We start from the raw sequence: 7,644 nt of genomic DNA, 5'->3' as shown, positions 1-7,644 counted from the left end.
GTGCGAAACGCCCTTATTGTGACACTTGCTGCGACGATGTCGATTGCGGGCTTGGTGCTGGCGGCGAACCCGTGGCCGAAGGATGACTACGCCGGTGCCGACTGGCCGCTTCAGTTACTGGTGACGGCGGCGCTGACGATCGTGGCGTGCTGCTCGATGCTTTCCGATGGCGGTGCTGATGACGACACCGACAGCGACGTCGACAACACCGACAACGCCGCTGATTAAGAGCCGTTAGCGGTTGACCCAGACGCGTGCGAAGAAGCGGCGGGCAGGTTCCTCGACGAGCGCGTAGGAGGCGGCGGCCACGGGAATCGACAGTGCGACCGTAACAATGGTGACACTGAGCAGATGGCCGGTAAATAGCTTCACACCAAGCAGCGGGAATGCGATGGAGAGCATCGCCACGTGCCAGAGGAAGATGCCGTAAGACCAGCGCCCCAGCGCCTGCATGATGGGGTGTTCGAGGAAGCGCGATCCCGGCGCCATCGTCCAGGGGCCGATGATGGCGGCACCGAAGACCAGCCCACACAGCAGGCGGCGAGTGAATTCCCAGTTGGTTAGCTCGACTAGTCCTTCGGGCCCCAGGTAGGAAGCCAGCACCAGCGCGCCCACGGCGATAGCCAGCCACAGCGAACGGCGGCGCGCCCAGCGCTGCATGGTTCCCACCCTCGCGCGGGCAGCATCGGTATCGACACCCTGGAGCGATTCCAGCTCGGCGAGAATCATGCCAGCTGCGAACCAGGAAAAGTATGCGATCGGCTGAATATGCGGGTTAACGCCTTCCGGGTACGGCAGCGGTAGGTAGGGCCAACCGAAGCTCAAGATTGCGAGCAGGGAAATTGCCACTATGCGGCGCCCCTGCTGGCGATGTGGGTCCAACCGGCTAAGCCCGATGGCAAACAGCGGCAGCGCGATGTAGAACGCGACCTCCACCGACAATGACCACAGGTGCGTCAACCCACCGTGCAGAGAGCCGGAGAAATACACCTGTGTCAGCGTCAGGTTTGTCAGCCAAATCTTGAGATCCGCGCCACGCCCCACCGGCAGTGCGATGAGCACAATAAGCACCAGCACCCAGTACGCAGGCATAATGCGCGCGACGCGCTTCTTGTAATACTTCGCCCAGCTCTTCTTCCGTCCGCCGTCGGCATCGGCCAATGCTTTACGACGGGGGATTCCGCCATAACCCGAGCGGTGAGAACGCCACAACAGGAATCCGGACAGCACGAAGAAAACAGCCACGAAGAAGTCGAAGCGGCCGAGGACGTGTTCCCACAGGGCTCCCACATCATGCCCGGTCTGGAATGCGACGTGCGTACCGATGATGCCCATCGAAGCCACAGCGCGCAGCCCCTCCAGCGAGGGCAGGAAGCCTGGGCGGAATGTGGTGGCAGAGTTCGGCATAGCGCTCGACGCTGTGTCTTGCCTAGCGCTTGGAGCTGCCGCAAATGCCTTGGACGTCATAGTACTTTCTTACACGGATGCTGGAATGAGTAAAATCACTTGTATTCTATTATGAAATAAATCCTGTTCAGACCTGTTTTTCCAAAACTCTTTTGTTTTCCCGACAAGTTATTTTTTAAAAACACACCACATAACTCCTAACTTCCTGCTAGGTTTTGCAGCAGAAAGTTACGTACAGTTAAAGGACTATCCGCTGATGAAGAGAACTCTCGGACATGCACTGATTATCATCGGTGCTGCATTGATTGTCATTGCCGTCCTTCTGCCAACCTTCCTGGTGCCTCGCCTCCGGGTCATCCCACTTGACACTGTGAGCGACACCATCACGGAGGTGCGCGACGGCACCCTGTTGGACTCCAGCCAGCTGGGCAAGAATGAGCCAACGCCAAACCGCAAGAATGACCCGCGTTGCAAGGCAGAGACGGACGAAGAGAAGCGCGACCTCCCGGTCCACTGCTTCATCAACGACAAGACTCCGATGCAGTCGAAGCGCCACGTTGAGATCGAGGAGCCGGCTGACGACAAGATCGCAACTCTCCAGGTCGGTACCACCCTGCTGCGCGATGACCGCGAAGAGCCGAAGAACCTCATCAATGCGACCCTCGACCGCATCACTGTTGACCGCAGTACTGCGTACCCGGTAGATGACCCGATTTCCAGCGTTGCTATTAACGCGCCCCAGGGTGGTTCGGACACCAAGCCGCCGACGTTCACCCGTCCGGGCATCCAGTACCAGTTCCCGTTTGGCGCCGAGAAGAAGTCCTACCCGTACTACGACGTCCAGGCGATGCGTAACTTCGAGATCGACTTCGTCGGTGAGGAAACTCAGGATGGCGTCAAGGTCTACAAGTACTCCATGACCATTCCGCCGCAGAACCTCTACGAGTCCCTGACCGAGCACTTCACTCGCGACGGCCGCAAGCTCACCGAGGCTGACAAGTCCTCGCTGGCTTCCATGCGCCTGAGCTTCCCGGCTCACAAGTGGGGCCTGGAGGGTGACGACGATGTCGAGTTGGATCGTTACTACACCAACGTCCGTACTGTTCGCGTCGAGCCAACCTCTGGCGTGATCGTCAACGGTACTGAAGAGATGTTCATGTTCTACGCCAAGGACGACAAGGAAGCGGAAGAAATTGCTTCCAAGGCTGGCCGTGAGAAGGAAGCCAAGGAGCAGAACCGTACCGCGATGAAGTGCACCGCACAGTAGGACTAAGGCTCCAAGGGCCGTCAGATGGACCGCGCTAAGGAAGCACGTAAGTCGCTGACTATCGGTGGCACTGTCGCACCGTGGATCCTCGGTATCCTCGGCCTGGTTCTCATCGTGATTGGCTTCCGCATTCGCAGCAAGTCTGCCTAAGAGACCAAGCCACGAGGCCCTTAAGATGCCTCATGCTCTCGCTTACCCTAAGTTTCACTGAGGAAAGCGAAAAATAATTTAATATAGGGCACGTGACACAACGTTTCCACACTACTCTGACCCAGTCGGCTCGCTCTCATTTGGAGCGAGTCGCCTGGGTTTTTGTGTTGTCGTGGATTCTCTTACTGACCGCTGCCGTGTGCTGGCCTCTCTTTGCGCCCCTCAAGGCCCCGGCTGATGGTCGCTTTGGGGCGCCGATATTCCTGCTGCGCGACATGGTCATCCCCAATCACCCACCGCTTACCGACGCGGCCCTGGGACTCGGCCCCGCTGCGGCACGAGCTGTCCCTCAGGACACCGCACTGTGGGCACTGGGATACTTTGTGGATGCCAGCCATTGGGTGCGCTTCGCCATGGTGGGCGCCTGTTTGATTGGTGGTCTTGCAGCTGCTGAGCTCGCCCGCAGGTTCACTCGCCACGGCTCTGGCGCCAGTAGCGCATCCAGTGCCGGCCTTATCCCCATGACTCCAAGCTTGGCCAGTCAGCTGATCGCACCGACGATGCTGCTCTGGAACCCGTTCGTGGTCGAGCGTTTACTCCAGGGACAGTGGTCACTGGTCATCGCCGTATTGTTACTTCCGGCAGTAGTTCTGGCAACACAGATGGGTAGTGCTTTGTGGCGCACCAGCGCCATTGCCGCTGCGGGCCTCACACCGACCGGTGCCCTTTTAGCTGGTATCACCGGCATTGTTGCCGCCCGCAATAACCGCGACCGCGCTTGGGTTGCGGCCACAACAGTGGCGGTCAGTTCACCGTGGCTGGTGGCATCTTTGCTGAACCCGAGTGCAGCTAGGTCCTCCGATGTTGCTGGCGCTGCCGCATTTGCGGCCAGAGCAGAGGCACACGTCGGCACGCTCGGCAGCCTGTTGGGGCTGGGCGGTATCTGGAATAAGCAGGCTGTGCCGCTAACTCGCGAGGCTGGTTTTTCGGCGATCATGGTGCTGGTGCTCTTGGTACTCATGGGCCTGGGATTCCGTCGTGTCTGGCATTCGCAAGAGCGCTGGCGGGGGCTGATTATCACCGGCGCCGTGAGCATTGTGCTCGTCGCTCTCGCCGCAACAACGCCGGGCATTTTGATGATGGGTTGGGCGCTCGAGCACATCCCGGGGGCGGGTCTGCTTCGCGATGCACAGAAGTGGATCGCGCTCGCTGTCCCTGCCTATGTCATCCTCGCCGCCAGCGGTGCGGAGTACCTGGCACGCCGCGCTCGCAGCGCCACCGTCAATATCGGCCAGTGGTTGGCTACTGGCGTCAGCGCGCTCATCATCATTGCCGCTGTCCCCACGCTGCCCGCCGATGTCGCTCCACTCCGCCCCATTCCGTCATGGGAGGGCTGGTCGGCGGTTTCCGGTGTCGTCGCGCTTGACGACGATCGCGTTGCGGTTCTACCTGCCGGTTCTTACCGCATCATTAATGGGCGCCCTGTCCTCGACCCGGCTACGAAGATTTTGCCCGCTCCGGTGGTGAGCTCCGGCGAATTGATCGTGTCTGGGCAGTCGGTGTCTGGCGAGGGAGCCACAACCGTTGAGCGTACGCTGCTCGGCGGTGCAAAGAGGAAGGAGGAGCTTGCGTCTGCGCTCCAGAGCCTTCGGGACCAGGGCGTTGGCTGGATCCTAGTGGAGAATTCGCCCGGCAACTTCGGCGATTCAGCTGACATTGTGGCAGCGCTAGATCCCGTCTATGAAACACCTGACCTGCGGCTATACCATGTTCCCGGCGTTATCGATCCGACCACAGAACCAAGCCAGGGAGCCTATGCAGCTGCGTGGATAGCCTTTGGAATCTGGACTCTTTGCCTGCTCGCTGGGCTACTGGCGGGACTATTGGCTGGAGTAAAGGAAGCGCTACTGCCCCGCCGCAGGTAGCAGATTGTCCAGAGTTGGGTTTTCCAAGACATTCAGAACTGCCTCGCCGGTTTTGTCCCAGCCAAATTCTGCGGCACGGGCGACGCAGGCCTTGGACATGGCGCGATGCAGTTCGCCGTTATCGAGAATCTGTCGTGTCTTGGTAATTAGGTCAGCTTCATCGCTGGCCAGCAGGCCAGTTTCACCGTCGTTGACCGAGTCGCGCAATCCCGCCGAGGAACGGTAACCGACCGTCGGCACGCCGTGCTGCGCCGATTCGATGACGGCGAGCCCCCAGCCCTCCTTGCGGGAAGGCATCAGATGCAGACACGCCTTGGAGAGGATGCGGTGTTTATCTGCCTCTGTGGCCTGCCCGTGGAAGACCACGTGATCCGAAACCCCCTTGTCACGGGCATATTCTACGAGATTGTCGTGCCACCACCCCGAGCCAATAACATCGAGAATCGCACCTGGACGGTCCTGCACGAGATCTGCGAGCACATCGATGGCGTGCTCAATTTGCTTATGCGGGACCAGACGCGACAGCGTCACCAGATGGGGTGCTGGGCCGTCACACTCCGACAGGTCAGCCATAATCTCGGCCGGCTGAACCTCCTCCGGAATCGGGTCCACACCATTGCGAATCACCGCAATACGCCCGGGCGACACTCCGAGTTCTACCAGTTCAGCGGCACTTGGTTCGGAAACGGTGATGTAGCGGCTGCGGCGGTGAATCATCGGCGATAGACGCGACTCGATGAACCACCCCAGCTGGCTAATAATCGGCCCTGCCACTGGCCACTGCTCGCGGTGGCAGTGATGTGTCAGCAGCACCGTCGGTGCGCCGGAGAAAATCCGCGCGAAAAAGGGGACACCGTTTTGGGTATCGACCACGACATCCGGCTTGCCGCCGAGCGCCTTGGCAAGTGGCCCCACGCCAAATCTAGCCCCCAGCATCGCGGTCCAGGAGCGCACGTAGACGGAGAAGTTTCCACCAGCGCGGGAGAAAGTCACGCCGTCACGACGTGAAAGGGCCGGTGCGCCTGGGTAGCTGGCCGTGCGGAACACCACAGTGTGGCCTTGGTCGGCAAGGTAACCTGCGACGCGCTCCAAATAGCGCTCACTACCTCCACCTTCGGGATGACCAGTGTCGCGCCAACACAACAATAAGATTTTCATAACAATATGAGCCTAACGCTCGGCACGGCTTTCGTTGCCGCTTTAGCTCAAATCCATACTCCCAGACCCAACCAGTCCATTAGATTGTTTGACGTGACCAGCTTTCGCTTTCCCGCTTTTATCGTCCCGCCCGCTCTGAAAGAGCTGCGCAGCTTTGCTACGCTGTCGCGCTCATTTGGGCTGCTCAACGACTTCAAATACGAGCAAACCGATCCCGATATCTTCTACGGGCACCTTGCCGAAGACACCATCGGCCTCCTAGAAGGCATCGCGGCTGGCGCGGATGGTTCAGTGGGCGCGGTGGATGCGACGGGCACCGTCGGTACGGCGGAGTCGCCGGGCGCAGGGGGCACGTCGTCAAGCGTTACGACGAATACCGCACTGCGTGGCAAGCGCATCCTTGACGTCGGCGGCGGCCCTGGGTACTTTGGCCGAGCATTTGCCCAGCGTGGCGTGGAATATTACACCTGTGAACCAGATGTGGGCGAGATGGCGGCGGCGGGTATCAAGCTGGAGTCGTCGGTACGCGGATCGGGGCTGGAACTGCCGTTTCGCGATGATGCTTTTGACCTGACATACTCATCGAACGTTGCCGAGCACGTGCCCGATCCATGGACGATGGGTGAGGAAATGCTGCGTGTAACCAAGCCGGGCGGACTGGTCGTTTACTCGTACACCATTTGGTACGGCCCGTTCGGCGGCCACGAGATGGGGATGACGCACTACCTGGGTGGCGACCGCGCGCGGCGCATGTATGAGAAGAAGCACGGCAAGCGGCCGAAGAACTACTTTGGCGAGTCCCTGTTCAAGGTCGGTTGCGGTGAAGGTTTGAAGTGGGCGCGCGCTGCGGCGGAGGCTGGCGACTGCGAGCTGCTGGCCGCTTTCCCGCGCTACCACCCGTGGTGGGCCTGGTGGATGGTGCACGTGCCAGGGCTGCGCGAGTTCGCGGTGTCGAACCTGGTGCTGGTGCTGCGGAAGCGGTAGGGGGTTGAGGCTGGGGCCACAAGGTAGGTGGCGAGCTTGACGCTTGGTACCTGAGAACTACCTCCGCGTGCGCGGAGAAGAGTCCTGCTCGTGGTCGCGGAGGAAGGCTTGCCAGGAAATACCTGCGCGTGTGCGGAGAAGAGCGAATCGACGCACCTGCGCCCAACTGCTCAATGGAAATACCTCCGCGTGTGCGGAGAAGAGAGGAAGTATCTCATGTGGCAGACCATCTCATGGGAAATACCTCCGCGTGTGCGGAGAAGAGTTCCCCGCCTACACGGTCGCCGAGGAAGAAGTGGAAATACCTCCGCGTATGCGGAGAAGAGTCCTCATCATGAGTTGCTTCTAGTTCGCTCTCAGAAATACCTCCGCGTATGCGGAGAAGAGCGGGGCCGACTCCGAATGTGGTGCGGGTGAATGGAAATTCCTCCGCGTATGCGGAGAAGAGCGGTCAGCAGCCGACACAGCCCGGTCGGTCAAGGAAATACCTCCGCGTATGCGGAGAAGAGGCGCTTGGCATTGCGAGGTCTTCCTGACTGAGGGAAATACCTCCGCGTATGCGGAGAAGAGAAGTTTGAGGCTAAGCGTGGTGATTTCATTCTGGAAATACCTCCGCGTATGCGGAGAAGAGGCGATGCGGGTTCGTGTGAACACGGGGTGCTGGGAAATACCTCCGCGTATGCGGAGAAGAGTTTTGTTGTCTACTTGGGCTAGTAGTTGTGTGGGAAATACCTCCGCGTATGCGGAGAAGAG

At 59.9% G+C, this 7,644-nt stretch carries 7 protein-coding genes and 1 CRISPR repeat array; of the genes, 5 read left to right on the top strand and 2 right to left on the bottom strand.

Going from position 1 to position 7,644, the window contains the following annotated elements; genetic code table 11:
• Positions 1–228: hypothetical protein (locus tag HMPREF3011_RS00045; protein WP_210401628.1), on the top strand; the 228-nt coding region annotated here is incomplete at its 5' end.
• Between the two features lie 6 nt (positions 229–234).
• On the opposite strand, the gene HMPREF3011_RS00040 is transcribed toward HMPREF3011_RS00045, so the two are convergent.
• Positions 235–1,407 (bottom strand): acyltransferase family protein, encoded by a 1,173-nt coding sequence (locus HMPREF3011_RS00040; RefSeq protein ID WP_246821364.1) that lies wholly within the window; start codon positions 1,405–1,407, stop codon positions 235–237.
• Positions 1,408–1,663: 256 nt separating this feature from the next.
• On the opposite strand from HMPREF3011_RS00040, the gene HMPREF3011_RS00035 reads away from it, so the two are divergent.
• The 3 genes from HMPREF3011_RS00035 to HMPREF3011_RS00030 all read left to right on the top strand — a co-directional run bounded on the left by HMPREF3011_RS00035 (position 1,664) and on the right by HMPREF3011_RS00030 (position 4,749).
• Positions 1,664–2,674: a cell envelope lipid trafficking protein PgfA gene (locus HMPREF3011_RS00035; protein WP_246821363.1), complete on the top strand. Its 1,011-nt coding sequence runs from the start codon at positions 1,664–1,666 to the stop codon at positions 2,672–2,674.
• A 24-nt stretch (positions 2,675–2,698) separates the two neighbouring features.
• Positions 2,699–2,824 carry a hypothetical protein gene (locus HMPREF3011_RS11615; protein ID WP_256381044.1) on the top strand — a complete coding sequence of 42 codons (126 nt, stop codon included), beginning with the start codon at positions 2,699–2,701 and terminating at the stop codon, positions 2,822–2,824.
• A 92-nt stretch (positions 2,825–2,916) separates the two neighbouring features.
• Entirely contained in the window at positions 2,917–4,749 is a 1,833-nt protein-coding gene (locus HMPREF3011_RS00030; RefSeq protein WP_070840943.1) for an MmpA family trehalose lipid delivery protein, read from the top strand.
• Here HMPREF3011_RS00030 and HMPREF3011_RS00025 read toward each other — a convergent pair.
• Positions 4,729–5,907 carry a glycosyltransferase family 4 protein gene (locus HMPREF3011_RS00025; RefSeq protein WP_070840942.1) on the bottom strand — a complete coding sequence of 393 codons (1,179 nt, stop codon included), beginning with the start codon at positions 5,905–5,907 and terminating at the stop codon, positions 4,729–4,731. The genes HMPREF3011_RS00030 and HMPREF3011_RS00025 overlap by 21 nt on opposite strands.
• Before the next feature lie 93 nt (positions 5,908–6,000).
• Here HMPREF3011_RS00025 and HMPREF3011_RS00020 point away from each other — a divergent pair, with 93 nt between their 5' ends.
• Positions 6,001–6,891 (top strand): class I SAM-dependent methyltransferase, encoded by an 891-nt coding sequence (locus HMPREF3011_RS00020; RefSeq protein ID WP_246821362.1) that lies wholly within the window; start codon positions 6,001–6,003, stop codon positions 6,889–6,891.
• Between the two features lie 53 nt (positions 6,892–6,944).
• Positions 6,945–7,644: direct repeats of the CRISPR family, unit length 28 nt; unit sequence GAAATACCTCCGCGTATGCGGAGAAGAG.

The organism is Corynebacterium sp. HMSC074C04 (assembly GCF_001838295.1).
Taxonomy (GTDB): domain Bacteria; phylum Actinomycetota; class Actinomycetes; order Mycobacteriales; family Mycobacteriaceae; genus Corynebacterium; species Corynebacterium amycolatum.
The sequence above is the reverse complement of the archived record's forward strand: the minus strand, read 5'-3'. Positions and strand labels throughout refer to the sequence as shown.

Excerpts from the sequence above, each read along its gene's own strand:
- HMPREF3011_RS00040 (WP_246821364.1), bottom strand. The coding sequence starts at position 1,407 with ATGCCGAACTCTGCCACCACATTCCGCCCAGGCTTCCTGCCCTCGCTG.
- HMPREF3011_RS00035 (WP_246821363.1), top strand. The coding sequence starts at position 1,664 with ATGAAGAGAACTCTCGGACATGCACTGATTATCATCGGTGCTGCATTG.
- HMPREF3011_RS00025 (WP_070840942.1), bottom strand. The coding sequence starts at position 5,907 with ATGAAAATCTTATTGTTGTGTTGGCGCGACACTGGTCATCCCGAAGGT.
- HMPREF3011_RS11615 (WP_256381044.1), top strand. The coding sequence starts at position 2,699 with ATGGACCGCGCTAAGGAAGCACGTAAGTCGCTGACTATCGGTGGCACT.